Annotated in this window: 24 protein-coding genes; 17 read left to right on the top strand and 7 right to left on the bottom strand. The window is 65.2% G+C overall.

Annotated features, from left to right (window positions below; all coding sequences use genetic code 11):
- Positions 1-2,387, bottom strand: a 2,387-nt coding sequence (locus G9373_RS37670) for an AMP-binding protein (RefSeq protein WP_346842899.1), incomplete at its 3' end; no start/stop codon positions are given.
- Positions 2,388-2,656: 269 nt separating this feature from the next.
- Between G9373_RS37670 and G9373_RS37665 the strand changes: the two genes are divergently transcribed.
- Both G9373_RS37665 and G9373_RS37660 read left to right on the top strand, forming a co-directional pair.
- Positions 2,657-3,619, top strand: coding sequence for an NAD(P)-dependent alcohol dehydrogenase (locus G9373_RS37665; RefSeq protein WP_054247788.1), 963 nt, complete (start codon positions 2,657-2,659; stop codon positions 3,617-3,619).
- A gap of 86 nt (positions 3,620-3,705) precedes the next feature.
- Positions 3,706-4,080 carry an ANTAR domain-containing protein gene (locus G9373_RS37660; protein ID WP_005566539.1) on the top strand — a complete coding sequence of 125 codons (375 nt, stop codon included), beginning with the start codon at positions 3,706-3,708 and terminating at the stop codon, positions 4,078-4,080.
- Positions 4,081-4,108: 28 nt separating this feature from the next.
- Here the strand turns inward: G9373_RS37660 and G9373_RS37655 are convergent, their stop codons facing one another.
- Entirely contained in the window at positions 4,109-4,714 is a 606-nt protein-coding gene (locus G9373_RS37655; RefSeq protein WP_005566541.1) for a TetR/AcrR family transcriptional regulator, read from the bottom strand.
- Between the two features lie 255 nt (positions 4,715-4,969).
- On the opposite strand from G9373_RS37655, the gene G9373_RS37650 reads away from it, so the two are divergent.
- Positions 4,970-5,920 (top strand): metal-dependent hydrolase, encoded by a 951-nt coding sequence (locus G9373_RS37650; protein WP_005264701.1) that lies wholly within the window; start codon positions 4,970-4,972, stop codon positions 5,918-5,920.
- Positions 5,920-7,080 (top strand): hypothetical protein, encoded by a 1,161-nt coding sequence (locus G9373_RS37645; protein ID WP_054247789.1) that lies wholly within the window; start codon positions 5,920-5,922, stop codon positions 7,078-7,080. The genes G9373_RS37650 and G9373_RS37645 overlap by 1 nt, the downstream gene beginning before the upstream one ends.
- Positions 7,081-7,168: 88 nt before the next feature.
- On the opposite strand, the gene G9373_RS37640 is transcribed toward G9373_RS37645, so the two are convergent.
- Together G9373_RS37640 and G9373_RS37635 are read right to left on the bottom strand one after the other, a co-directional pair.
- Positions 7,169-8,626 (bottom strand): catalase, encoded by a 1,458-nt coding sequence (locus tag G9373_RS37640; protein ID WP_167120082.1) that lies wholly within the window; start codon positions 8,624-8,626, stop codon positions 7,169-7,171.
- Between the two features lie 113 nt (positions 8,627-8,739).
- Entirely contained in the window at positions 8,740-10,368 is a 1,629-nt protein-coding gene (locus G9373_RS37635; protein WP_054247791.1) for a helix-turn-helix domain-containing protein, read from the bottom strand.
- 365 nt (positions 10,369-10,733) lie between these two features.
- Here G9373_RS37635 and G9373_RS37630 point away from each other — a divergent pair, with 365 nt between their 5' ends.
- The 13 genes from G9373_RS37630 to G9373_RS37570 all read left to right on the top strand — a co-directional run bounded on the left by G9373_RS37630 (position 10,734) and on the right by G9373_RS37570 (position 23,978).
- Positions 10,734-12,368 carry a methane monooxygenase gene (locus tag G9373_RS37630; protein ID WP_005264697.1) on the top strand — a complete coding sequence of 545 codons (1,635 nt, stop codon included), beginning with the start codon at positions 10,734-10,736 and terminating at the stop codon, positions 12,366-12,368.
- 85 nt (positions 12,369-12,453) lie between these two features.
- A complete protein-coding gene (locus tag G9373_RS37625; protein ID WP_007297707.1) occupies positions 12,454-13,497 on the top strand; it encodes a 2Fe-2S iron-sulfur cluster-binding protein in 1,044 nt (347 codons plus the stop codon).
- Positions 13,498-13,547: 50 nt separating this feature from the next.
- Positions 13,548-14,654, top strand: a complete 1,107-nt coding sequence (locus tag G9373_RS37620) for an aromatic/alkene monooxygenase hydroxylase subunit beta (RefSeq protein ID WP_005264695.1) — start codon at positions 13,548-13,550, stop codon at positions 14,652-14,654.
- Positions 14,651-14,992, top strand: coding sequence for a propane 2-monooxygenase effector subunit MimD (gene mimD, locus G9373_RS37615; RefSeq protein ID WP_005242368.1), 342 nt, complete (start codon positions 14,651-14,653; stop codon positions 14,990-14,992). Before G9373_RS37620 ends, mimD begins: the two co-directional genes overlap by 4 nt.
- Positions 14,993-15,071: 79 nt before the next feature.
- A complete protein-coding gene (locus tag G9373_RS37610) occupies positions 15,072-16,118 on the top strand; it encodes an amidohydrolase family protein (RefSeq protein ID WP_164065823.1) in 1,047 nt (348 codons plus the stop codon).
- On the top strand, positions 16,115-16,858 hold the full coding sequence (locus tag G9373_RS37605) for an iron-sulfur cluster assembly protein (protein WP_005264694.1): 744 nt from the start codon (positions 16,115-16,117) through the stop codon (positions 16,856-16,858). Before G9373_RS37610 ends, G9373_RS37605 begins: the two co-directional genes overlap by 4 nt.
- On the top strand, positions 16,855-17,880 hold the full coding sequence (locus G9373_RS37600; RefSeq protein ID WP_005264693.1) for an NAD(P)-dependent alcohol dehydrogenase: 1,026 nt from the start codon (positions 16,855-16,857) through the stop codon (positions 17,878-17,880). Before G9373_RS37605 ends, G9373_RS37600 begins: the two co-directional genes overlap by 4 nt.
- Positions 17,881-17,921: 41 nt before the next feature.
- Positions 17,922-19,571, top strand: a complete 1,650-nt coding sequence (gene groL, locus G9373_RS37595) for a chaperonin GroEL (protein WP_167120079.1) — start codon at positions 17,922-17,924, stop codon at positions 19,569-19,571.
- Between the two features lie 97 nt (positions 19,572-19,668).
- A complete protein-coding gene (locus tag G9373_RS37590) occupies positions 19,669-19,995 on the top strand; it encodes a putative quinol monooxygenase (RefSeq protein ID WP_007297714.1) in 327 nt (108 codons plus the stop codon).
- 50 nt (positions 19,996-20,045) lie between these two features.
- Entirely contained in the window at positions 20,046-21,416 is a 1,371-nt protein-coding gene (locus G9373_RS37585; RefSeq protein WP_167120076.1) for an FAD-linked oxidase C-terminal domain-containing protein, read from the top strand.
- Positions 21,413-21,721 carry a hypothetical protein gene (locus tag G9373_RS37580; protein WP_167120073.1) on the top strand — a complete coding sequence of 103 codons (309 nt, stop codon included), beginning with the start codon at positions 21,413-21,415 and terminating at the stop codon, positions 21,719-21,721. The genes G9373_RS37585 and G9373_RS37580 overlap by 4 nt, the downstream gene beginning before the upstream one ends.
- A 102-nt stretch (positions 21,722-21,823) precedes the next feature.
- Positions 21,824-23,572 carry a helix-turn-helix domain-containing protein gene (locus G9373_RS37575; protein ID WP_054247797.1) on the top strand — a complete coding sequence of 583 codons (1,749 nt, stop codon included), beginning with the start codon at positions 21,824-21,826 and terminating at the stop codon, positions 23,570-23,572.
- A gap of 160 nt (positions 23,573-23,732) precedes the next feature.
- A complete protein-coding gene (locus tag G9373_RS37570) occupies positions 23,733-23,978 on the top strand; it encodes a hypothetical protein (protein ID WP_005571679.1) in 246 nt (81 codons plus the stop codon).
- A gap of 373 nt (positions 23,979-24,351) precedes the next feature.
- On the opposite strand, the gene G9373_RS37565 is transcribed toward G9373_RS37570, so the two are convergent.
- The 3 genes from G9373_RS37565 to G9373_RS37555 form a co-directional block, all read right to left on the bottom strand.
- The gene (locus G9373_RS37565) at positions 24,352-24,648 is read right to left on the bottom strand and encodes an antibiotic biosynthesis monooxygenase (RefSeq protein WP_054247800.1); all 297 of its coding nucleotides are present in this window, start codon (positions 24,646-24,648) and stop codon (positions 24,352-24,354) included.
- Positions 24,649-24,741: 93 nt separating this feature from the next.
- A complete protein-coding gene (locus G9373_RS37560; RefSeq protein WP_005571681.1) occupies positions 24,742-25,674 on the bottom strand; it encodes an NAD(P)H-binding protein in 933 nt (310 codons plus the stop codon).
- A 246-nt stretch (positions 25,675-25,920) separates the two neighbouring features.
- Positions 25,921-26,293, bottom strand: a 373-nt coding sequence (locus G9373_RS37555) for a malic enzyme-like NAD(P)-binding protein (RefSeq protein WP_277346727.1), incomplete at its 5' end; no start/stop codon positions are given.

Here is a 26,293-nt window from a genome sequence, read left to right as displayed (position 1 = left end):
AAATACAACTCCCCCGCCGCCCCGAACGGCACCGGCCGCAACCGCCCATCCAGAACCAATTCACCGAACCCACGAACCGGACCACCCACCGTGACCGACTCCCCCACCACCAAACCACCGCTCGCATTCGACATGATCGTCGCCTCCGTCGGCCCATACGCATTGAACATCCGCCGACCCGGAGCCCACCGCGCAACCAACTCCGGCGGGCACGCCTCACCCGCCACCACCAAAGCACCCAACGCCCCCACCGCAGCCGGATCAACCGACGACAACGCCGTCGGCGTCAACACCGCATGCGTCACCGACTCCCCCACCAAAATCCGCGCCAACTCCTCCCCACCGTAAACCGTCGGAGGAACCACCACCAACCGCGCACCCAACCCCAACGCCCACACCAACTCGAACACCGACGCATCGAAACTCGGTGACGCACAATGCAACACCCGAGCACCCGCACACACCCCGAAACCCGAACGCTGCGCAGCCACCACATTCGCCAAACCCCGATGCGTCACCACCACACCCTTCGGCACACCCGTCGACCCCGACGTATAAATCACATACGCAGCCTGACCCACCCGCACCGACGCACCCCGATCCACATCGGTCACCACCCCCGCCGACACCGACAACAACCGCGACTCCGTCACCGCATCGTCGAGCACCACCCACCGCACCGAACCCGGCAACCGATCCCGAAACTGCGAAAGCGTCACCCCCACAACCACACCCGAATCCACCACCATGTGCTCCACACGACCCGCCGGATACTGCGGATCCACCGGCAAAAACGCCGCCCCCGTCTTCGCCACCGCCCACACCGACAACACCGACTCGACCGACCGCGCCACCGCCACAGCCACCACCGACTCCGCACCCACCCCCGCCTCGAGCAACACCCGCGCCAACCGATTCGACTCCTCATCCAACTCCCGATACGTCACACTCCGACCCTCACACACCACCGCAACCGCACCCGGATCCGCAACCACCGACGCCGCCAACAACTCCGGCAACGTCACCTCCGACACCGACACCTCACCCACCACCGGCGTCAAGCACTCCAACTCCGCCACACCGATCACCGCAAGCGGAGTGCCGGGGTCGGCGGCGAGCAGTTCGTCGATCAATTCGACGACGCCGGCGTGATGCGACTGCAGGTCGTCGTCGCGGTAGCGGTACGGGTTGGCCTCGAACTCGACAATCGTCGACGCCGGGGTGCCGCTCCGGTACACGTTGACGGACAGGTCCGGGACGGGACCGGTGGTGAGGATCCGGAAGTCTCCGGTCAGCGACCCGAAGGTGAGATCCTGATCGAAGAGCATCACGTTGATCATCGGTCCCGAGATCCTGCGGGCCTCGGCGGACACGCCCAGCTCGCGCAGAATGTCCTCGACGTTGCCGCGCTGGTGCCGCATTGCTCCCATCAGTTCGTGCTGGACCCGGGTCACGAGGTCGCCGACGGTGTCGTCGGGTCGGACCTGCACCCGCAGGGGGGCGACGTTGGCGAGCATTCCGCCGGATCGGCGCAGTACAGCGGTGGTGCGTGCGGACAGCGGAATGTCCACGAGCACGTCCTGCCGTCCCGTCCGCCGCGAGAGATAGCAGGCGAAGGCGGCGATCAACGCGGCCGCTGCCGTCGCGCCCGGCCGGCCGTCGGTGTCCTCGAGCCGTGTGACGGTATCGGCGGACAGCGCCGTGCGCACGGTGAGACTGTGGGCTGCAGGCGGAGCCTCGACGTCGGTCAGGGAGGCGCCGTTCGTGCGTGTGTGGAGACGTTCGGCCCAGTAGTCGCCGTCGGACGAGAACCGGTGGGATGCCCGGTACTCCTCTTCGAGGCGGTGCAGGGTGTGCAGGTCCGCTGCACGGTTCGGTTGAAGCTCGAGGCCCTGGACTGCCGCGGTATACAGGGCGGCGACACGATTGACCATCGTCATCGCCGCGTATCCGTCGAGGGCGACGTGGTGGATCCTGCTGTACCACAGGTGCCGCTCGTCACCCACCCGCAGCAGCGACGATTCGCACAGATAGTCGTGCTCGAAATCGACTCGTGCCGTGTAGTTCTCCTGCATCCACGCCTCGGCGGCGGCCATCGGGTCGGATGCACCGCGGAAGTCGACGATTCCCATGGCCGCGTCGGCCGGTGGGTCGACCACCTGGTGCGGCTCACCGTCGACGTCGACCAGACGCAGGAACACGGACTCGTATTCGTGGCCGGCGACGAGTGCTACCTCGCGGAACAGATCGACGTCCAGCGGCCCGCGGATGTCGACGTACTGCGCAATGCAGATCGGCACCTCCGGGGCGAGCTGCTGCGCAAACCACAGCCCGTGCTGCGCCGCGGACAGCGGGAACGGATCGGATCGATGCTCTCGGTAGTTCACTCGCGCAGCGTGTTCCATCAAATCACCAACCAGTGTGCTTGCGCCGCTGGGTTGACGGCGGGACGCTCGGTCCTTCTGGACAGGGGGAGCCGGACATACCGACGCCACTACAGTCCCGCGGATCGCCGTGCGCGAAAACACACCCTAGGTGTGCGGTGTCGACACCCTGACCGCCCGCACAACCCCACGACGAGGATGCCGGAGAACTATGCTTGGCCGTGAGCTTGTTCGAGGCGCGACGACCTGGAACGCCGCCGAGGAGGTCCGCGATGAAGGCGATCATCCACACCCGGTTCGGCGGACCCGACGTACTCGAACTCGCGCAGGTCCCGAAACCAACGCCCAAGGACGGCGAAGTCCTGGTGAAAGTCCACGCGACAACGGTGACAACAGCCGAATGCAAGATGCGGCGGGGCGAACCGCTCTGGGGCCGGTTCATCCTCGGGCTGCGACGGCCACGAAGGAGACTGCGGACCCTGGGCCTCGAGCTCGCCGGAGAGATCGAGGCCGTCGGCAAGGACGTACACCGGTTCCAGCCGGGCGATCAAGTATTCGGGTTCACCGGTTTCGAGATCGGCGCCTACGCCGAATACAAGTGCCTGCCGGAATCCGCCTCGCTCGCACTGAAGCCAGTCGACAAGACCTACGAAGAGGCCGTCGCCGCCGTCGACGGCGCCACCACCGCACTGTTCTTCCTCCGGGACAAGGCGAAGGTGCGAACCGGACAGAAGGTCCTGGTCAACGGCGCCTCCGGCAGCATCGGCACCTACGCGGTGCAACTCGCCAAGTCCTTCGGCGCGGAGGTCACCGGCGTGTGCGGTCCGCACAACATGGAGATGGTGAAGTCCCTGGGCGCCGACAAGGTCATCGACTACACCAAAGAGGACTTCACCGAAAACACCGAAGCATATGACGTCGTCTTCGACACGGTGGGCAGGAACTCGTTCGCTCGGTGCAAGGGCTCGCTCACCGAGAACGGGTGCTACGTTCCCACATCCGGGCTGAACAACTACGTGCTGTCACTCTGGACGTCGCTCCGAGGCGGTAGGAAAGTCGTCACCGGTATGTCCGTCCGCAAGAACGACGCATTGGCGTACATCAAGCAGCTCCTCGAAGCGGACACATTGCGGGTCGTCATCGACCGCAGCTATCCCCTGGAACGCATCGTCGAGGCGCATCGGTACGTCGACACCGGACACAAGAGGGGCAACGTCGTCATCACCGTGGCCTAGACGAGCCCACACGAAGCAACACTCGGGTACGCACGTTTACGAGACCGCGACCTGGGGGAATCTCGTAGACAAAAGGACGATGCCACATGTTGAAATCCGATACCCCGAACCCCCCGCGACCCACCCGAAGCTTCCTCGACCGGCGCCGCGGGCCGTCCGACCGTGAACTCCTGACCACCGCGAAAGCGGTTCTGATCACCAGCCGCGGCTACAGCGATGCCCAGGCCTTCGACGAACTGCTCGACGTGGCACGACGGCACCACCTCTCCGTGCAGGGCGCCGCCCGGTGCCTGATCGACCTCACCAGCAACACCCGGCACCTCACCAGTCGCCGTCCGGGCTCGTTCCCCGAATGGGAAGGACTCCGCGGACAGCCGGCGGGGCACCACCGTCCTTCGCGGCGAATAGCCAGCCTGCACGGGCGACACCATCCCCACCTCGCAACCCAGATACGACCGTGACCAGCCTTCGGCAGATCCCCGTTGGTCGCTACGCCGGACTGCGCGGGACGGCGACCGTCGATCCCACCCACCGTCGCAGATACGCACGCAGTTCGTCCTGGCTACGCGGCGGGTTTCCGGGCGAGATGAAGAACGACTGCATCGTCCGCAGCTGATATTCGACGAGCTCACGCAGGGCCGGCTCATCGTAGCCGTGCCGCTCCCAGTCGACGTCGAAGCGCCTGATCATCGTCATTCCGAACAAAAGGGCTTCATCGGACGTGATTCCCGCGGTGTGGGAGTGAGAGCCGGACAGCATGATGCCGAGCTGCGGTATGCGGGGCGCTTCGTTGAGCGTGTAGATCACGGCCTCGACCACAGCTTCTGCGGGATCCTCGATACCCACGAGGTGTGCTGCGAGGCGGTCGAGGAATCCGTCGACGGCGGCGATGGCGGCGGCCCGTAAGAGGGCGTCGGTGCTGGGAAAGTACCGGTACACCGTCTGACGGATGACGCCGAGGGATTCCGCAACGTCGGCGATGCTGATCGCCGTATCTTTCCGGCTGATGAGCTCGACTGCGGCGGTGACGATTCGCCGGGACGCTTCTTCGTCACTTTCAGGCGGACTGCCACCCCACCCACGCCTGCCAGCCACTGTCTTTTCCCTACCTCTCACAACGCGGGGCCCGAACGTCGCGCAAGGGCTGTCGGCGCACCTCCCGACCTGGACTCAGAGGTTACCGCGAACGCATAAGCCTCCGACTCGAAGGCCTGCTTCGCAGACAGTCTCCAGGGAACCATCGAAACGTAATCATACAATCAGTTCGATGTATGTATGTTATTAATCACTTGGGTCTCTACCCACCCAGAGGCTGCAGCCCACTCATGCCGCACGAGACGAGGTATCCCCATGACCGACCTGCACCCCAGAAAGATGGATTTCGCGTTCGACGAACAGGACGTCCCGTTCCTCTGGAACCCCGACAACCCGGCCTGGTCGAGCATGTCGAATGCGATCTCGTTCCTGGCCGTCGGCTTCGAGAAGATGATCGTCAAGGCGATCATGCAGGCCAAACCGCGGATGACCGATCCCGAGGTCGCAGAAGAGGCCATGGCGTTCATGCGTCAGGAGGGTCACCACTCGACCGCGCATCGCCAGCACGTCAAAGCCCTGATCAAGCGATACCCGGGGCTCCAGAACACCCTCGACGCGGTGATCGGCGAGTACGACCTCCTCACCGAGGCGACCACTCTGAACTACCGACTCGCCTACACCGCGGACCTGGAGGCGACTTTCACGCCGGTATTCAAACTGATGCTCGACAACGACGCGACCCTCTTCCGGCCGGGAGACGACCGGGTCGCCTCCCTGTTCATCTGGCACTTCGTCGAGGAGGTCGAACACCGAAGTTCGGCGATGATCATCTTCAATTCCCTTGTCGGGGAAGAGCTGTACCGGATGCGGATGGCTCCGTCGATCTTCGCACACGTGATGAAGGTGATGCGGATCGCCTGCGCCGGCTTCAATCAGCACGTGCCGATCAAGGAGCGGAAGGTCGATTCGATGTCGATGTTCGCCACGCACCGGACGAAGCAGAAACTGCTCACGGTGTTCGCGCCCTACCTGAGCAAGGGCGTCATGCCGCGTGCGTTCGACGACCTCCCGCGCGGTGAACAGCTGACCGCCCTCGCCGGCATCGTCCGTAGTCAGATGCCGAAGCACGACCCCACGCACGAAAAACTGCCCGCGCTCGCCGACGAGTGGTTCATCCGATACGACGCAGGCTACGACTGCACCCGCTGGTACACCGCAGAGTCGCGCACACGCCGGACCGATCCCGTCGCGGCGGTGGTCGACTGATGGCCGATCTCTGCTCGCCCACCTTCGACCAACTCTCGACTGCGCTCGGATTCTCGTGCGCCGAGGCCGGCGGACTCGTCGAGGTCCGTAGTCCCTTGGCGCTGGAGAACTGGACCCTGCCGGTCCTCGAGCTCACCATCGTGCTCGGGTCGGTGCTCGCGCTCGTATTCGCGATCCTGCGCTGGCGCCGCAACGGCGATCCGACCAATCTGGTGCTCTGGTTCGGGGCCACCGCGTACCTGTTCGTCATCGAGCCACCGCTGTACTTTCCGGCGGCGTTCGGAATCGAGGAGCACGTGGACACGATGTTCGCGCACAACGTGTTCACCGTGGACTTCCTGTGGGGCCGGTTGCCGCTGTACATCATCGCGATCTATCCGCTGATGGCCACGCTCGCCTTCGAGCTTGTCCGGATGCTCGGCGTCTTCCGGAAGTGCGGGATACTCGTCGGCGCGGTCTGCGTGGGCTTCGTGCACCACGCGTTCTACGAAATCTTCGACCAGCTCGGACCGCAGCTGAGGTGGTGGGAATGGTCGACCACCAACCCGGTCAACCAGCCCATGTTCGACTCGGTCCCACTACCGAGCGTGGTGGTGTTCGCGGCCCTGTGGCCGATGTCGCTGGCCCTGTGCGTTCAGTTCTTCGTGGGGCGCTACGCCGACAAGGGACGGGACTTCACCGGGCTCGAGCTGGTGTGGCGCACGATCGTGATCGGTCTCCTGGCATCGGCGGGCACGTTCATCCTCCCGATCCCGGCGACGGTCCTCGGAATGGAGAGCACCACGGTCCGTGGAATTCTCTACGCGACCGAACTGATGGTCGTCGTGCTCGTCGCGATCCCGATCCTGGTCCGGCAGTGGTCGCGGCTGCGGCGGGGGACGTCGGACGTACCCGCCTACTCGAACGATTTCGTCCGTGTCTACAGCGTGGTGTACCTCGCCGTGATGGGCATTCTGTGGGTGACCGCGTTGCCCAGCTACTTCGGCGCTGTCGACGGCATCACGAGCAATGGCGACCCCATCGGAAATCTCTGGTACACCATCGCCTGCTTCGCGATTGCGATTCTGTGCGTCGCCGCCACCTTCACGGTGCCGCGGGGCCCCGCTGACGGCCGCGGCCCGATCTCCGGTGAGGGTGCGGTGCCGAACGCGGTCCGATAGGCGCGACGACGGGAGCGACTGGTCGGCCGGTGCGACCCCACCCGTGAACTGGCGGTGATGCGCAGATCACGGGCTGGGATGTCGCGAACTACAAGGCGCCGAGGGTTTCACAGGCCTTTCGCACGCCTTCGCCGTAGGCGGGGTCGGCCTGGGTGCAGTTGGCGATGTGGCGCTCGATGACGGCAGCCGACGCTCCGGTGATGGCACGAGCGGTGTTCTCGAACAGCACTGTCTGCTGGTCGGCAGTCATGCTGAGGAAGAGGTTGCCGGGCTGTTCGAAGTAGTTGTCGTCGTCTGCTCGGTAGTCGAACCGGTCGGCGACCACGCCGACTTCGAGTGGCGGTTCGGCGTAGCCGCGCTGGTCGGCGAATCGGCCGTGTGAGTTGGGTTCGATGCTCGGGACGCTGCCCTGGTTGCCGTCGACGCGCATGACGCCGTCACGGTGGAAGGAATTGACGTGGGTTGCCCCTCTGGGACTGTTGACCGGAATCTGGTGGTGGTTGACGCCGAGCCGGTAGCGGGCGGCGTCGCCGTAGGAGAACAGCCGGCCCTGCAGCATGCGGTCCGGGGAGAAGCCGATGCCGGGAACGATGTTCGCCGGGGAGAACGCGGCCTGCTCGACGTCGGCGTGGTAGTTCTCCGGGTTGCGGTCGAGCTCGAGTTCCCCGACCTCGATGAGGGGATAGTCCTTCTTGGACCACACCTTGGTGAGGTCGAACGGATGGTAGCGGTAGGTCTGGGCGTCGGCTTCCGGCATGATCTGCACGAAAAGGGTCCACTTCGGGTAATTGCCCTCCTCGATTGCATTGAAGAGGTCGCGCTGCGCCGACTCGCGATCGCCGGCGACGACGACGGCGGCTTCTTCGTCAGTGAGGTTCTTGATGCCTTGCCGAGTGCGGAAGTGGAACTTCACCCAGGAGCGTTCCCCGGCCTCGTTGACGAACGAGAAGGTGTGTGAACCGAATCCGTGCATGTGCCGGTAGCCGTCGGGGATGCCGCGGTCGGACATCACGATGGTGATCTGGTGCAGCGCCTCCGGGAGATTGGTCCAGAAGTCCCAGTTGTTCTCCGCCGACCGGAGGTTGGTCTTCGGATCGCGCTTGACCGCGTGGTTGAGGTCGGGGAACTTGAGGGGGTCGCGGAAGAAGAAGACGGGGGTGTTGTTGCCGACGACGTCCCAGTTGCCTTGCTCGGTGTAGAAGCGGACGGCGAATCCGCGGATGTCGCGTTCGGCGTCGGCGGCGCCGCGCTCGCCGGCGACCGTGGAGAAACGCAGGAAGACCTCGGTCTGCTTGCCGATCTCCGAGAATACGGCGGCGTCGGTGTGTGCGGTGATGTCGTGGGTGACGCGGAAGGTGCCGAACGCGGCCGAACCTTTGGCGTGCATGCGGCGTTCGGGGATGACTTCACGGTCGAAATGCGCGAGCTTCTCGAGAAGCCAGACATCTTGCAGGAGCATCGGACCGCGTGCGCCGGCGGTGAGGCTGTTCTGGTTGTCGGGTACCGGCGCACCGGCGACTGTGGTGAGTCCGTTCGGGTTGGTCATCGATTTCTCCTGTCTGACACCCGAGGCTGGGCGGGTGAATGTGGTTCGGCGAGAGCATCCCTCGAGGGAGAGCGCAGCGATGTCTCAATCTGACATTCCAGGGGTACGGTCGGTCAGAGCACGATGCCGAATTGGCGGATCTTGCGGTAGATCGTCGCTCGGGACATGCCGATGGCGGCGGCGGCGGCAGTCTTGTCGCCGGCATGAAGCGCGAGCGCGTCCACGATCGCGTCCCGCTCGAGCGCCTGCATCCTGGTCAACGTTCGGCGTGTGGTGGAACGGCATGCGGGAGGCAGGGTGTCGATTTCGACGACACCGGACCGTTGCCGCCGGTAGGTGTCCTCGAGAGCCTTCTTCAGCTGGGTGACGTTTCCGCGCCACGCCAGACGCGCGAGCTGATTCGAGGCGGCCGGAGACAGGGTGAGGCCGGTGGCCCCCAGGGTGTCGAGCAGGCTGCGCACAAGATCGGGAATATCGTCCAGGTGGTGCCGCAGGGGTGGCACCGTGATCGATTTGGGGAACATGCGCAGCAGTGGAGTGGTGTCGGTCGAGTCCTGGGGATACCGGGTGAGCACCACCCACGGTCTGCGAGGCGGCTCCTGCGCCTGGGGGCCCTGCAGTAGGTCCGCGAGTGCGGCGAGATGAGTGTCGTTCAGGACGTGTGCGTGCAGTATTGCCAGGTCGGATCCGCTGTCGAGTTCGTCGGAGGCCTCGGTGAGGAGGTCGTCGCCGAGTGCGGTGGCGTCGAGTACGGCGAGTCCGCGGTCCGGTACGAGTTGGTGCGCCGCTCGGATCAGGGCGGTCTTGCCGACGCCGGGTTCTCCGTCGAGGACCAGCCAGTCCTGTCGCCGGCAGGCGTCGACGACCGCCTGGACCGTGTGCCGCCAGAGCGGGCTGGCACCGGCAATCGCGGGCGGGGTGGGTACATTCGCCTTCGAAGTGGAAAGGCGCAGCGAAGCAACCTGTTTCGTGATCCGGACGACGCCTCCTGCCAGCCGGCTACCGGTGAATGTCGGCTCGTAACTCAGGCGTGCGACCGTTCCGCTGGGCAGCTCGGTGAGGATCGTGACCGGTGTCGTTTCACCGCCGATGTCTCGGGTGCGTTCGAGAATCGCCATCTGGTCTGGTGAGTCGAATTGTTGCCGGGTCAGCGAGTTCATCATCACGACCTCGTCACCGACAGCGACGACGGGTCGGCTGGAGCGCCGGCATGCGGACCGGTACGCACTGAAGATCGCCCGGTCCAGTTCGGTTGCGTCGTCGAGCATGCGCTCACGAAGGCGGGTTGCGGCGAGTGTCGCGAAGGACAGCAACAGGGTGTTGGAATTCTGCGCGGCGGTGGTCAGGTCCACGACACCGAGAATCGCCCCGGTGATGGGGTGCGTCACCGGCGCTCCCGCGCAGGAGAAGGACCGCAGCGGACCACTGAAGTGCTGGTCTCCATCCACGAGGAGAGGTCGGCCGACCTCGAGCGCGGTGCCGATTCCATTGGTGCCGACCTGGGTCTCCGCGTAGCGAAAGCCCGGGGCGAGGTCGACTCGGTCGAGTGCGGTGAACAAGGCGCTGTCGCCGCCCGTGCGGGAGAGCACGATGCCGTTCACATCGGTGAGAATCAGTGATACCGGCTCATTTTCGATGGCGACGGTCAACTCGAACAGTACGGATCGGGCGGCACGCTCGAGCACCGTGTCGGTGGCCATGCGCTCGACATACGCGGCGGCGGGACGGTCGTCGTCTCCCAACGCCTGCCGAGATCGCGACCAGGATACTTGGAGCCAATTGCTCAGACGTAGGTAGTCCGATCCTGCAGGCGAACTCGAGGCCGGAGCCCCCTCGGAGTCCGAGTCCGAGTTCGACTTCGGCGTCTTGCGGTGGTGTGACGTGCTGGTGGGCTGTGGGGTCACTCGCTCTGGTCTCCTGCTTCGGCTGATCGAGGGCTGCGTGGGTCTGCCGCGGCGCGGGGCAAGTGTAGGCAGCCACCACCCATCCGGAAGTGACCTGCGTCTCATACTGAGACGGATGAGAGCTGGATCACGGGGTTCAATCAATTTCCACAACGTCCCCCCACAGCCGGCGCCCGGCCGGCTCACGATCCAGGAGGCGCACATTGAGTAGGCAAAGCCTGACAAAGGCCCACGCGAAGATCACCGAACTGTCATGGGATCCGACATTCGCAACCCCGGCCACCCGGTTCGGCACCGACTACACCTTCGAGAAGGCTCCGAAGAAGGATCCTCTCAAACAGATCATGCGGTCCTACTTCCCGATGGAGGAAGAGAAGGACAACCGCGTGTACGGCGCCATGGACGGTGCCATCCGCGGCAACATGTTCCGCCAGGTGCAGCAGCGGTGGCTCGAGTGGCAGAAGCTGTTCCTGTCGATCATTCCGTTCCCGGAGATCTCGGCCGCCCGAGCGATGCCGATGGCCATCGACGCCGTCCCCAACCCGGAAATCCACAACGGGCTGGCGGTGCAGATGATCGACGAGGTTCGTCACTCGACGATTCAGATGAACCTCAAGAAGCTGTACATGAACAACTACATCGATCCCGCCGGTTTCGACATGACCGAGAAGGCGTTCGCGAACAACTACGCGGGCACCATCGGCAGGCAGTTCGGTGAAGGGTTCATCACCGGCGACGCGATCACCGCGGCGAACATCTACCTGACCGTGGTCGCCGAGACGGCGTTCACCAACACCCTGTTCGTAGCCATGCCCGACGAGGCGGCCGCCAACGGTGACTACCTGTTGCCGACGGTCTTCCACTCGGTGCAGTCGGACGAGTCGCGGCACATCTCCAACGGCTACTCGATCCTTCTGATGGCACTCGCCGACGAACGCAACCGTCCACTGCTCGAACGTGACCTGCGGTACGCGTGGTGGAACAACCACTGCGTCGTCGACGCCGCGATCGGCACCTTCATCGAGTACGGCACGAAGGACCGCCGCAAGGACCGGGAAAGTTACGCCGAGATGTGGCGTCGATGGATCTACGACGACTACTACCGCAGCTACCTCATCCCGCTCGAGAAGTACGGGCTGACGATCCCCCACGACCTGGTCGAGGAGGCCTGGAAGCGGATCACCGACAAGGGCTACGTCCACGAGGTGGCCCGGTTCTTCGCCACCGGATGGCCGGTGAACTACTGGCGGATCGACGCGATGACCGACAAGGACTTCGAGTGGTTCGAGCACAAGTACCCGGGCTGGTACTCGAAGTACGGCAAGTGGTGGGAGGAGTACAACCGGCTCGCCTACCCCGGCCGCAACAAGCCGATCGCGTTCGAGGAGGTCGGGTACCAGTACCCGCACCGGTGCTGGACCTGCATGGTTCCCGCCCTCATCCGTGAGGACATGGTCGTGGAGAAGGTCGACGAGCAGTGGCGGACCTACTGCTCGGAAACCTGCTACTGGACCGACGCCGTCGCGTTCCGCAGCGAGTACCAGGGCCGGCCGACCCCGAATATGGGCCGGCTCACCGGATTCCGGGAGTGGGAAACCCTGCATCACGGCAAGGACCTCGCCGACATCGTCTCCGATCTCGGTTACGTCCGCGACGACGGCAAGACCCTGGTCGGCCAGCCGCACCTCGATCTGGACGATCCGAAGAAGATGTGGACTCTCGACGACGTGCGGGGCAACACCTTCCAGAGCCCGAACGTGCTCTTGAACGAGATGTCCGAAGCCGAACGCAACGCGCACATCGCCGCGTACCGCGCCGGCGGCACAGTTCCGGCCTGATCTCAGGCTCGGTGGGTGGCGCCGCGGCCACTCCGGCGCCACCCACCGCTTCACCATTCATTTTCACGAGTCCAGGAGAGACCCCGTGGCCGACAAGCACCGTATCAACTTCGAGCCCGTCGACATCGAGATGGAAGTCGGCGAAGACGAGTACATTCTCGATGCCGCGTTCCGGCAGGGCATCCACCTGATGCACGGCTGCCGCGAGGGACGCTGCTCGGCTTGCAAATCCTTTGTCCTCGACGGCGATATCCAGATGGAGGACTACTCGACGTTTGCGTGCAACGACGCCGAGGTCGACGAGGGACACGTCCTGCTCTGCCGCTCGACTGCATACAGCGACTGCACCATCGAGCTGCTCAATTTCGACGAGGACGAACTTCTCGGCGGTGTCCCCATCCAGGATGTGCGCACTCGGGTGACCGGGATCGAGCCGATGACCAAGGACATCGTGTCGCTCCGGTTGGCGCCGGTCGAACCGGCGGGATACGAATTCAAACCCGGTCAGTACTCCGACCTGCACATCCCAGGCACCGAGGAGCATCGGTCCTTCTCCATGGCGACGACCCGATCGACGCCGGGGCATGTCGAGTTCCTCATCAAGAAATACCCCGGTGGCAAGTTCGCCGGGCTGCTCGAGGACGGGATCTCGGTGGGTGACGAGATCGCCCTGACCGGACCGTACGGGTCGTTCACCATCAAGGAAGGCCATGTCCTGCCGATGGTCTTCATCGGCGGCGGCGCGGGAATGGCGCCGCTTCTGTCGCTGCTGCGGCACATGAGCGAGACGGGCAACACCCGGCAGGTGCACTTCTATTACGGTGCCCGCACCCCGCACGACCTGTTCTACGTCGACGAGATCCTCGAACTCGGACGAGGACTGACGAATTTCACGTTCGTGGCCTGCCTCTCGGAATCGATGGACCCGCTGCCCGTGGGTGCGATCGCCGTCGAGGACGGCAACGTCACCGACGTCGTCGGCCGCCGCGAACCGGACATCGGCCGGGCCGAGGTGTACCTGTGCGGGCCGCCGCCGATGGTCGACGCCGCCCTGGAACTGCTCGAGGCGAACGACACACCGAAAGACCAGATCTTCTACGACAAGTTCACCAGCCCCGCCTTCGAGTAGACGTCCTGGGAAACCACCTTCCTGCTTCACCGACAGAACTGAGAAACGAGATGACCGCAACCGCCGAGTCCAAGCAACGCAGCTTCCCGAAGATCGAGTTCACCGACTCCGAAGCCGGTGCGCTGGAGTTCCCCAGCTCCCGCAGCCGCAGCTTCACCTACTACACGCCGGCCAAGAAGCGGTCGACGATGTACGAGGACGTGACCGTCGACGTGCAGCCCGATCCCGACCGCCACCTCTCCCAGGGCTGGATCTACGGCTTCGGTGACGGTCCCGGCGGCTATCCGCAGGAGTGGACGGCCGCGAAGTCGTCGAACTGGCACGCCTTCCTCGATCCGAACGAGGAATGGGACCAAACCATCTACCGCAACAACTCCAAGGTGGTCCACCAGGTGGAGTTGTGCCTGTCCAACGCCAAGCGTGCCCGGGTCTACGACGGCTGGAACACCCCGTGGCTGACGTTCATCTCCCGCAACCTGGGGGCGTGGATGCACGCCGAGAACGGGTTGGCGCTGCACGTGTTCACCTCCATCCAGCGGTCCTGCCCGACAAACATGATCAACACCGCCGTCGCGGTGAACGCCGCCCACAAGATGCGCTTCGCCCAGGACCTGGCCCTGTTCAACCTGGACCTGTCCGAGGCCACCGAGAACTTCGACGGCACCGCCCACCAGGAGGTCTGGCAGTCCGCGCCCGAGTGGCAGCCCACCCGCGAGGTCGTCGAGCGGCTCACCGCGGTTCCCGACTGGTGTGAGCTGCTGTTCGGCTCGAACATCGTCTTCGAGCAGCTGGTCGGCACCCTGTTCCGCAGCGAACTGGTCATGCAGATCGCCGCCGGCAACGGTGACTACATCACGCCCACCATCGTGGGCACCGGCGAACACGACTACGACCGCGACCTCGCATACACCCGCAACCTGTTCCGGTTGCTCACCCGAGACCCCGAGCACGGGGAGGCGAACAAGGAGCTGTTCGGTACCTGGCTCGCCATCTGGGTGCCACGGTGCCTCGACGCCGCCCGGGCGCTGCAGCCGATCTGGTCGCAGCCGGCCGACAAGGCGATCACCTTCGCCACCAGTTTCGACGCCGCCACCGACAAGTTCCGTTCCCTGCTCGAGGACCTCGGGCTCGACATCCCCAAGGAGTTGGACCAGTGAGCATGCAATTCGGATCGTCCACCGAGTTCTCCAACATGTGTGGCGTCACCTTGATGAACACCCCCATCGGCCGTGTCGTCGCGGAGGTGATGGGCGCCAAGGACGGTGTGGAGCTGACCGAGTACCCGTCGATGATCCGCGTGGACGGCCAACGCCTGCTCGACTTCGACTACGAGGAACTCACCGACGCCCTGGGTCAGGAATTCGACGGGTCCATCTTCGAGGAGATCAGCTCCACCCACTACGGGCGCATGGTCCACCTCGACGAGAAGACCCTGCTGTTCGCCAGCCCGGAGGACGCCGCCGAGTACATCGGATTCGACCTCACAGCGCAGTAGATCGCAGCCGTCCGGGGCCACACAGGGTGGCCCCGGACACCCCCAGCCCATCCGAAAAACAGGACCAAGCGAGGACCCGATGTATCAGAAGGACGGTCAGAAATACTTCATCGTGGACGGTCACGTACACGTCTGGGACGCCCGCGAGTCGAACCAGAAGAACGTACATGGCAAGCAGTTCATCGACTGCTTCTACGACTATCACAAGAACCTCAGCCCCGAAGAGGTCGTGTGGGACTACGACACCTACACGTACTACGGCAGCGAACGCTTCGAGCGTGACATCTTCGTGGAGGGATACGTCGACCACGCGATCTTCCAGGCCACCTTGCTCAGCGACTTCTACCACAACGGATTCGGGCGAACCGACGAAGCACTCGCCCTGGTCGCCAAGCACCCCGGCAAACTGACCTACAACCACGCCTACGATCCCCGCCACGAGGAGGCCGGGCTCGAACAGCTCCGCAAGGACGCCGACCGGATGAACCTGCAGGGCGTCAAGCTCTACACCGCCGAATGGCACGGCGACTCCCGCGGCTACAAACTCGACGACCCCTGGTCGCGGCGCTACCTCGAAGAGTGCATCGAGTTGGGGATCAAGAACATTCACGTCCACAAGGGTCCGACGATCCGTCCCCTCGACCGCGACGCGTTCGACGTCTCCGACATCGACAAGGTCGCCACCGACTACCTGGACCTGCGGTTCGTCGTCGAGCACGTGGGCCTGCCGCGCCTCGAGGACTTCTGCTGGATCGCCACCCAGGAGTCGAACGTGTACGGCGGCCTGGCGGTTGCCCTTCCGTTCATCCACACCCGGCCCCGCTACTTCGCCCAGATCATCGGCGAGTTGCTCTACTGGATCGGCGAGGACAAGATCCTGTTCGGCAGCGACTATGCGCTGTGGACCCCGAAGTGGCTGATCGAGAAGTTCGTCGACTTCCAGATCCCCGAGGACATGCAGGGCGAGTACGCCCCGATCACCGTCGAGCAGAAAAAGAAGATCCTCGGCCTCAACGCGGCAGCGCTGTACGACATCGACGTTCCCGCGAACCTGCGACTGGCCGAGCCGGCCGGGCAGGAAGGTGTGGAGGTCGCTGCCGGGGCGCGGGAAACCGTGTCGTCATGACCGCCGCCGTCGTCTGCACCGAACAGGACGTCCTGATGGCCCTGTCGACGGTCACCGACCCGGAACTGGACGAGCCGATCACCGATCTCGGCTTCGTCCGGTCGGTCACCCTCGACGACGACGGGGTCACCGTGCACCTGCGGCTGCCCACCGCGTTCTGCTCGCCGAACTTCGCCTACCTCATGGCCTCCGACGCCCTCGACGCCCTGCGTCTGGTCGAGGACATCGGCGAGGTGCGGGTGCTGCTCGACGACCATCACGACAGCGACAAGATCAACGCCGGTCTCGCGGCGGACGCCGGATACGTCGGGACCTTCGGCTCCGAGGCGGAGGAGAGTCTGCACGAGTTGCGCCGAACGTTCCGGTCCAAGGCACACGCCGCGGCGATGGAGCGGTGTGTCGAGGCGCACCTGAAGACCACCGATGTGGGTGTGAACGAGATCTACCGGCTCACCCTCAGCGACCTCGCTCCCGGGAAGGCCAAGGCCGCGCTGCTGCGTCGCCGGATCGGCATCGGGTTGAGCATCTGCCCGGCCAGCCGGGTGTTCGTCGACGACGACGGCAAGCGCATCGCCCCGGAGTCGGTGCCGATGCGGCTGCGCTTCGCCAAGTCGGTGCGCATTTCGATGGAAGGCAACGCGCACTTCTGCCGCGGCCTGCTCGCCACCCGCTACGCCGACAGCGAATCCGTCGGCGCCACACCGCGAATCACCAATCTCAGAACCAGGAGCCCGCGATGAAGGCCGTGCAAGTGGTGGGATACCACACCAAACTGCAGCTCACCGAAATTCCCGAACCTACTATCGAGGGCCCGCTCGATGTCATCGTGCGCATCGGCGGCGCGGGGGTGTGCCGCACCGACCTGCACATCCTCGAAGGGCAGTGGGAGGCGAAGTCCGGTGTCGCGCTGCCGTACACGATCGGACACGAGAACGCCGGCTGGGTCCACGCCGTGGGCGACGCCGTCACCAATGTCGCGGTCGGCGACAAGGTGATTCTGCACCCGCTCATCACGTGCGGACTGTGCCGGGCGTGCCGATTCGGAGACGACGTCCACTGCCAGAACAGCACATTCCCCGGCATCGACGTCAACGGCGGCTACGCCGAATATCTGCGCACCACCGCCCGCAGCGTAGTCCGGATCGACGACTCGCTCGAACCGGCCGATGTCGCCGCCCTCGCCGACGCGGGCCTGACGGCGTACCACGCCGTTGCCAAGGCCGCGAAGACGACTCGGCCCGGAGACGTGTGCGTAGTGATCGGGGCCGGCGGACTCGGTCACATCGGCATCCAGGTCCTGAAGGCGATCTCCGGTGTCACCGTGGTCGTGCTCGACCGCAACCCCGCGGCCGTCGAACTCGCCGTGAAGATCGGCGCCGACCACGGCATCGTCGCCGACGGCACCCACATCCAGCAGGTGCTCGACCTGACCGGCGGTCACGGCGCCGAAGCCGTCGTCGACTTCGTCGGCGAGGGCGGCGCGACCGCAGAAGGGATCGCGATGCTGCGCCGCGCCGGGAACTACTACGTCGTCGGGTACGGCGAGAACATCGACGTCCCGACCATCGATGTGATCTCCACCGAGATCAACTTCATCGGAAATCTCGTCGGCTCCTACAACGACCTCCAGGAGCTCATGATCCTTGCCGCCCAGGGCAAGGTCACGTTACACACCACCCGGTACCGGCTCGAGGATTTCCAGCAAGCACTCGACGATCTCGATGCCGGCCGCGTGCGCGGCCGCGCGATTCTCGTCCCGTAGCACGTCGCATCCTCCGCTCGAAGCACGAAAGGACATCAGCCATGGCAAAAGAGCTGCGGTACAACACGGACGCCCGGGCGCGGCTCGAGCACGGCGTCAACGCCCTCGCCGACGCGGTCAAGGTGACCCTCGGCCCCAAGGGGCGCAACGCGGTGCTCGAAAAGCTCACCGGACCACCGACGATCACCAACGATGGCGTGACCATCGCCCGCGAGATACAGCTCCGCGAACCCTTCGCCAACATGGGTGCCCAGCTGGTCAAGGAAGTGGCGATGAAAACCAATGGTGTGGTCGGCGACGGCACCACCACGGCAACCGTGCTCGCCCAGGCGATGGTCCGCGAGGGGCTGCGGTCCGTCGACGCCGGCGCCAACCCCATGCGGGTGCGCCGCGGCATCGAACGGGCCGTGTCCGTGGTCGTCGACTCCCTCCACGAGCAGGCCTCCCAAATCGGGGGGCAGAGCGATCTGCAGCGGATCGCGACCCTCGCCGCCAGCGACGACGAGGTGATCGGGCACGCCATCTCGAAGGCCGTCGACTACGTCGGCAAGTCCGGGGTCGTCACCACCGAGGAGAGCGACATCCTCGGGCTGTCGGTCGACATCGTCGACGGCATCGAGTTCGATCACGGCTACATCTCCGGCTACATGGTCACCGACCCGGAGCGGATGGAAGCGGTGCACACCAATCCGCTGATCCTGCTGACCAACAAGAAGATCACCCAGGTCCAAGACATCATGCCGAGCATCGAGGTGGCCAAGCGCGCCGACCGGCCCCTGGTGGTGCTGGCCGAGGAGGTCGACGGGCCGGCGCTGCAACTACTCGTCGGCGGCAACATGCACAAGACGATGCAGTCGGTGGTCGTCCGGGCCCCCGGTTTCGGGCACCGCCGGGTCGCCGAGCTCGAAGACCTCGCGGTGGCGCTGGGTGGGCACGTGATCGCCAAGGACACCGGCATCGAACTGTCCGAAATCAGTGTCGCGCATCTCGGTTCGTGTGATCGCATCACCGTGACCGAGAACGAGACCACGATCGTCGGCGGGCACGGGGACCAGCGACTGCTCGACGCCCGCATCGCCCAGCTCGAGTCCCAGCACGAGCGCGCCAAGATCGAGGCGGACCAGGAGAGCCTCGAACTGCGCATCGCCCGGCTCACCGGTCGGGTTGCCGTCATCCGCGTCGGTGGCGCGACCAGCGTCGAGCTCAAGGAGCGGATGCTGCGCGTCGAGGACGCCCTGGCCGCCACTCGCGCCGCGGTGGAGGCGGGGATCGTCTCCGGTGGTGGTACCGCGCTGGCGCAGTCGCATCGGGCGTTGGCCGATCTCGACCTGACCGGCGACGAGGCCATCGGGTGTGACGTCGTGCGCCGCGCCCTTGCCGAACCGCTGCGCTGGATCGCGATCAACGCCGGGTTCGACGGCGACGAGGTCGTCGAGGTGGTCGCCGGTTTGCCGCTCGGGCACGGGTTCAACGCGCTCACCGGCGAATACGGGGACATGTTCGACGACGGGGTGATCGATCCGTTCAAGGTCACCCGCGCCGCACTCGAAAGCGCGGCCTCGATCGCGGCACTTCTGATCACCACGGAGACCGCTGTCGTGGAAGAGGTGCTGGGCAATCCCGGTGCCATCATGGCGCCCGGTTTCGGCGATCTCGCCGAAGGCATGGTCCGCCCGTCGAACATCTACTAGAGCAAGCAGTGGGTCACCGCCTCGACGGTCCTGCGAGGCGGTGACCCACTCCCCCGTTCCCGCGGTGAGGAATTCGTCCGAAAGAAAGTGAGCCATCGTGATTTTCATCGTGGTGAAGTTCAAGGTCCTCGACAAGTACCGGAACGACTGGCTACTCGTCACCAAGGAGTTCACCGACGCGACCCGATCCGAGCCGGGCAATCTCTGGTTCGAATGGCATCGCAACGCAGACGATCCCGCCGAGTTCGTGCTGATCGAGGCGTTCCGGGACGGGCAGGCCGGGTCCGACCACGTCGCTGCCGACCACTTCCGGAAGGGATTGGACGCGATGCGCCCGGCACTGAGCGAGACACCGCGCATCCTCCACACCGACCTACCCGGCACCGACTGGTCCCGCATGGGCGAACTGGAGATCAATCGGTAACCCGGTGCGGTGCACAACCCGACGGAATACAACACTGTGGAAGGACAAGCATGACCGTGGTGACGACCGGTCCCGTCGCGGGTCTGCTCGCGGCACTGGGCGATGCCGTGGTGACCGACAGCGACACCATGATCGCCTACACCCGCGACCAGTCGATGCTCTCCCCCTCCGGGCATCCGATCGCGGTGGTCCGCGCCCGGACCACCGACCACGTCGTGAGAACCCTGAAAACCGCCCACCGGTACGGCATTCCGGTCGTCACGAGAGGGGCGGGCACCGGACTCGCCGGCGGGGCCAACGCGATCGACGGCTGCATCGTGCTCAGCACCGAGAAACTCGACCGCATCCTCACCATCGACGAACAGTCCCGCACCGCGACGGTCGAGCCGGGAGTGATCAACGGTGATCTCGCTGCCGCGGCGGCGGAGCGCGGACTCTGGTACGTTCCCGACCCCGGCAGTCGCGCCGTCTCCACGATCGGGGGAAACCTCGCGACCAACGCCGGCGGAGCATGCTGCGCGAAATACGGGGTTACCGGCGACCACGTCGCCCGGATCAAGGCGGTGCTCGCCGACGGCCGGATCATCCACACCGGCGCCACCACCCGCAAGAATGTCGCCGGATTGAACCTGACCCAACTGCTGGTCGGGTCCGAGGGCACCCTGGCCGTCATCGTCGAGGCGACCATGCGGCTGCGTCGACCACCGGCACGCACGGCCACCGTCGTCGCCGCCTTCGCCGAGCCCGTCCGGGCGGTCGACGCAGTGATGGCGATTCAGGCGGTGGCCGACCCGAGCCTGGTGGAACTCATGGACCGCACCACTATCTCGGCCGTCAACGACATGACCCGCATGGGTCTCGACCAGACGGCCGGTGCGCTGCTGTTGATCCAGTGCGACGGCGACGCAGCCCCGGCGGAAGCGCAGCGCAGCGCGGACGCGTGCCGTGCCGCCGCGGCCACGGAGCTGTACATGAGCACCGACCCCGCCGAAGGCGACGCCCTCATGCAGGCCCGCAGTCTGGCGCTGACCGCCCTCGAGCGCCGCGGCAGCACTCTGCTCGACGACCTGGCCGTGCCGGTGCCCCGGCTACCACACATGCTCGACGCCATTACCCGAATCGCCGACCACCACCGCCTCCTCATCGGCACCTTCGGGCACGCCGCCGACGGCAACCTCCACCCCACGATCGTGTTCGACGCCGCAGATCCGGACGCCGCCGAACGGGCCCACCAGGCCTTCGACGAGATGGTGGCGCAATGCTTGGCGCTGGGTGGATCCATCACGGGCGAGCACGGCGTCGGCGACCTCAAACGCCGCTACCTCGAACCCATGATCGGCTCGGTGGAGAGGTCCCTGATGGCAGAAGTCAAGGCAGCGTTCGACCCCACCGGAATTCTCAATCCGGGGCGTGCGATATGACACCCACGAAACCACGCATCCGATCGAAACGGGACGACGACCTCGTCCTGGAGTTCGGCAACCGGTGGGCAGTGTTCGGCGGCGGCAGCGCCGAAGACATCTTCGTCACGTTCGGGTGGACCGAGGCGCAGTACTTCGCGCGCCTGCAAGGCCTGGCCAGGCGCCGTTTCCCGCCCCTCGACGACACCCTCCGGCACCGTCTTCTCGACGTGTGCGCCGAGCGGCTACAGCGAACCGATCATCCCCCTTCATCTGCGGCGAAGGGCCACGTCGATGGCAATGCATCGCGGCCGTCCCCGACCTGACCCCGGCCCTCCACCACCCCGTCTCATATTGAGACCCGTCTCACATCGAGACGACGTACTCTCAACTACGTGAGAGGTGGAGGATCGGGGCGTAAATACAGCATGACCAGCAAGGATCTACAGAAGGCGCGAGAGCTGTTCCTCGCCGACGACGACCTCGACAGCTCCGTTCGCCAGCCCATCTCGTACTCGTGGCAGCGATCGAAGTCGCTCAAGGTGCGCCCGGATCAGCTCGACCTCCCGTTCGTGCGAGAGCCGAATCTGGACTGCCCTCTCGTGGCGGCAGCCGAACCCGTCCTGCGGCAGCTCGCGGACGGACTGGTCGACGAACCGGTGAGCGTCATCCTGACCTCGGCTGACGGAGTGATCTTGACCAGGATCACCGCCAGCCGACGACTCGATCGCACACTCGACGACGTCCAACTGATACCCGGTTACAGCTACGCGGAAGAATTCGCCGGCACCAACGGCATCGGCACCACTCTCGAAACCCGTCAACCCACCCTGGTGACGGGCGCCGAGCACTACGCCGACTGTCTCGGGCAACTGGCGTGCGCCGGTGTCCCGATCACCCATCCGATGTCCGGCGCCCTCGTCGGCGCGCTCGATCTCACCGGCTGGGTAGAGGACGGGGGCCCGCTGTTGGCCACCCTCGCCAAATCCGCCACGGCTCAGATCGAAGGCCGCCTCCTCGCACAGGCCAGTGCGGACCAGACCGCATTACTCAACACCTATCTGAAGGCCTGTCGGCGGTCACCCCAAACGGGAGTGTTGGCGCTCGGAGACGATGTCGTTCTCGTCAACCGAAAACTACGCGTGGCACTGGATGCCCAGGATCAGGGTGCGTTGCTCGAACACGCCGTCGACCTGAGCGGCGCGCCCGCCACCCAACGACACATCGTCGCCCTGCCCAGCGGGCAGACGGCCCGGCTGTCATCGGTCGAGGACTTCGGGCTCGGCGCCCGGAGGCAGATGGCCTTGTTCTACGTGCATCTACTCGAGATCCCCACATCGGGATCCCCTGCGCTCGAGAGCATCCGCGTCTTGCCCGGAATCACCGGGAGCAGCGCGTCCTGGCGTCGCAGTTGCCAGCAAATCGCTCGCTGCGCGCGTGAACAACAGTGGGTCACCGTGTCCGGCGAAACCGGAAGCGGCCGCGGATCAGCTCTCAAAGCTGTTGCCATCGAACACATTCCCATCCGCACACGGATCTTCACGGTGGCCGAACTCGCGGGCGACAGCGCCGCCCTGTCGGCACTCGAACAGGAACTCGGGCAAGACCGATTCAGCGTCATCCTGCGCGACATCGACCTCCTCGGCGAGTCACAGCAGCGGATCGTCGCCGACCTCATTCAAGGACGCGAGCACGCCGGATGGATCGGTGCGACCATCGGCGGAACCGATCACAATACCGACCTCGACACACTGATCCTTCCCCACTTCAGCCATACCGTCACCATGCCCGCGCTGCGTCATCGCATCGACGATCTCCACAGCTTGGTACCGCATCTACTGAGGCAGCTCGGTCGCGGCGCGGACTTGTCGCTCTCGCCTGCGGCGATGCGCCAACTCTGCAAGTACAGCTGGCCCGGAAACGTCACCGAGCTCCGCCAGGTTCTGCACGATGTGGTCCAGCGTCAGCGCTCCGGTGTCGTCGAGGTCGAGCAGCTGCCCCCGATGTGCCACGCTCTGAGCCGCCACACACTCACACAGATCGAAGCCCTCGAACGCGACGCCATCGTGCGCAGCCTCGAAGAGAATCACGGCAACAAGAAGGCCGCCGCAACAGCTCTCGGCATCTCACGGGCCACCATCTACCGCAAGATCAAGGAATTCGGCATCGACATCTGACGTCGCCCGCATCAGTTGGTGTCAGGAAATGAGACACTCGTCACACCCTAGCCGGCGGATCATGAGGTCAGACAGAGAATCCCACGCGGATCAGCAACTCGTTGAGGGCCAGCCTCTTTCGAGTGCGGGAACGCGACCGGGACCGACGCGAGGACGACCCATGAATACGAACCCGCTTGGCGCGGATACCCACTCGGTATCCCCCGGCAGCACCACCTCCCGGGTGTGGTTGGTCGCCGCGCTGGCGCACACGTGCGAACCCACCGACCGTCCCGCGGTACGTGACGATCTGATGCGGACCTGGGTTCCGGAGCCGGGCAGCGGTTACCGCACCCGCGACGGCCGTCGCCGGGCCACCTGGGCGCAATTGCACTCCCGGTTCGATCTCGTCGAGGTGACTCCATGACAACCTCCTGCGCGATCCGGCCCGCACCGGCCCGCCACCACTCATCTGGGGTGAGACGGACCTGCGCGACCATGCTCAGTGATCAACTGGCCAGGGAAGACGCCGCTGAGGATGCACGAACCTTGTCCCCCGATGATCGGACGACGTGCCCGCTGCACCGACGGTGGATTCACCAATGCGTCGCGTCGCCGACACACGTCAACGCCGTCACGCGACACAGATGGTGCCGCCAGTGCGCCGTGCCGCTCACCGTCACCGTCGACGAAATCGCACGGACCGTCACGATGGTATGCCCGTCCTGCGGTGACGGCGGCAGCCCCGCCACCACCAGACTGGTGTCCGCGTGTTGCGCCAGCCTCGGCGAGGCGTCGAATCACACTTCGCGGACAGGCGCGTAGTGCTCCACGAGCGGGAAGGGATCGTAGAAGTGGTGCAGCAGGTCCTTCCACTCCTGGTACCGGCACGATTGCCGAAAGCCTTCGGTGTGGTCTTCGAGTTCTTCCCACTCGACCAGCAGGAGATAGACATTCGGTCGCTCGAGGCCGCGTGACAATCGCAGTCGCAGGAATCCCGGCATCGACGAAATGATCGCCTCGGCCTGCCCGAATGCAGATTCGAATTCCTCGACCCTCGCGGGTGTCACGGACAGCAGCGCATGTTCAAAGATCATCGGCACAGTATGCGACGTCGCAAGGTCATGGGTGCGAGCGACGTGATCGCCGCTCGAACGGGTGGCGCAAGTAGTGGCGATTCTCGGCCCTCACTACCCGGCGGCGGCCGGCTTCGAGAACAGCTCGCGGTGTGCGGCGACGTATTGCTCGACCGACTGCGCGGGCCGGCCGGTCACGTCCTCGACGTCGGTGGTCAACCGGTTGTAGCGATCGTCGCGGTGCAGTGTGGCAACGGTGAGGAGGTGTTGCACGGTGTGCGACGAGATGTCGGGAACGGCGCTCAACAACTCCACGAAGTCGTCGTGGGGCAGATCGGATCCCGTCACCGACTGTCCCAAGCCACGCGTGTACTGCTCGGCGAGGCCGTCGATGTCCAGGACGGCGGGGCCGGTCAGCTCGAAAACCTGCCCGATTCGCCCTGCTGGATCCTGAAGAATGGCGGCGATCACTCGGGCCACGTCGGTCGCGGCGACGGGCGAGGTCCTGCCGGTACCGAACGGCAAGGCCAAGACGCCGCGTTCGGCGACGGAACGGCTCGCCACGACGGTGAACAGCGGATTGTCCAGGAAGACTGTGGGTCTGACGTGGACGACGGGCAGACCGGACCAGTTCATGATGCGCTCGGCGAGCCAGTGCAGCCGTTGGTGCCGAGACTCGTCGGTGCTGGTCGACGTCATCTGCGACACCGTCATCTGGGACATGTTCACCAACGCCTCGAGATCGCCCCGCTCGTCGGCGATCGCGCACACAACGGCGGCCGCCTCGAGATAGTCCGCGGACACACTCATGTTGAAGAACATCCGCGTCACGCCCGTCAGCGCCGCGGCGACGTCGCCGGGGCGGGTCAGATCGCCCACGACGATGTCCGCTCCCAGCTCCCGTAGTGCGTCGGCGCGGCCGTCATCGCGATGAACCATCGCCCGCACGGGCTCGCCACTGCGCAGCAGCTGCTCGGCGACCAGCCGGCTGATACTGCTGTAACCACCGCCCACACCGGTCATCAGGATCGGGGCCCCGTCACTCATGACCGAATCTCGCTGTCCGCGTCGCGTGAAGACGCCACGACAGCTCTACTGACAATGGAACGCGCACTGGAGCCATGGTGGACCTCCTGGATTTACGCTCTCCTGCGACATTACGACAGGACCGCGCGCGCCGGCCACCCACCGGAAAAGACACTTGGGATCACCGACTGCCGGATCCGTCGCGAACACCCCGACACCGGAACCGTGGGTGCGGGTTCCGGATCGGGGTGCTCGGGTGGATTCTCGCTAGTCGGTGACGCCTTCTGCACGAGCAGCGGCGGCGACTGCCTCCGCGACAGCGGGGGCGACGCGAGGATCGAGCGGGCTGGGAACGATCTTGTCTACAGCCAGCTCGTCACCGACGACCGAGAGGATTGCCTCGGCGGCGGCGAGCTTCATACCTTCGGTGATCCGGCGGGCACCGGCATCGAGCGCACCCCGGAACACCCCGGGGAAGGCAAGTACATTGTTGATCTGGTTCGGGAAATCCGAGCGTCCGGTGGCCACGATCGCCGCATGCTTGCGGGCGATGTCCGGGTGGATCTCCGGGTCCGGGTTCGACAACGCGAACACGATCGAATCCTTGGCCATCGTCGCGATCAGCTCCTCCGGCACGGTG

The sequence above is a fragment of the Rhodococcus sp. A14 genome, from assembly GCF_011603105.1.
Lineage (GTDB): Bacteria > Actinomycetota > Actinomycetes > Mycobacteriales > Mycobacteriaceae > Rhodococcus_F > Rhodococcus_F opacus.
Note: the sequence above shows the minus strand (reverse complement) of the source record. Positions and strands in the feature narration are given on the sequence as shown.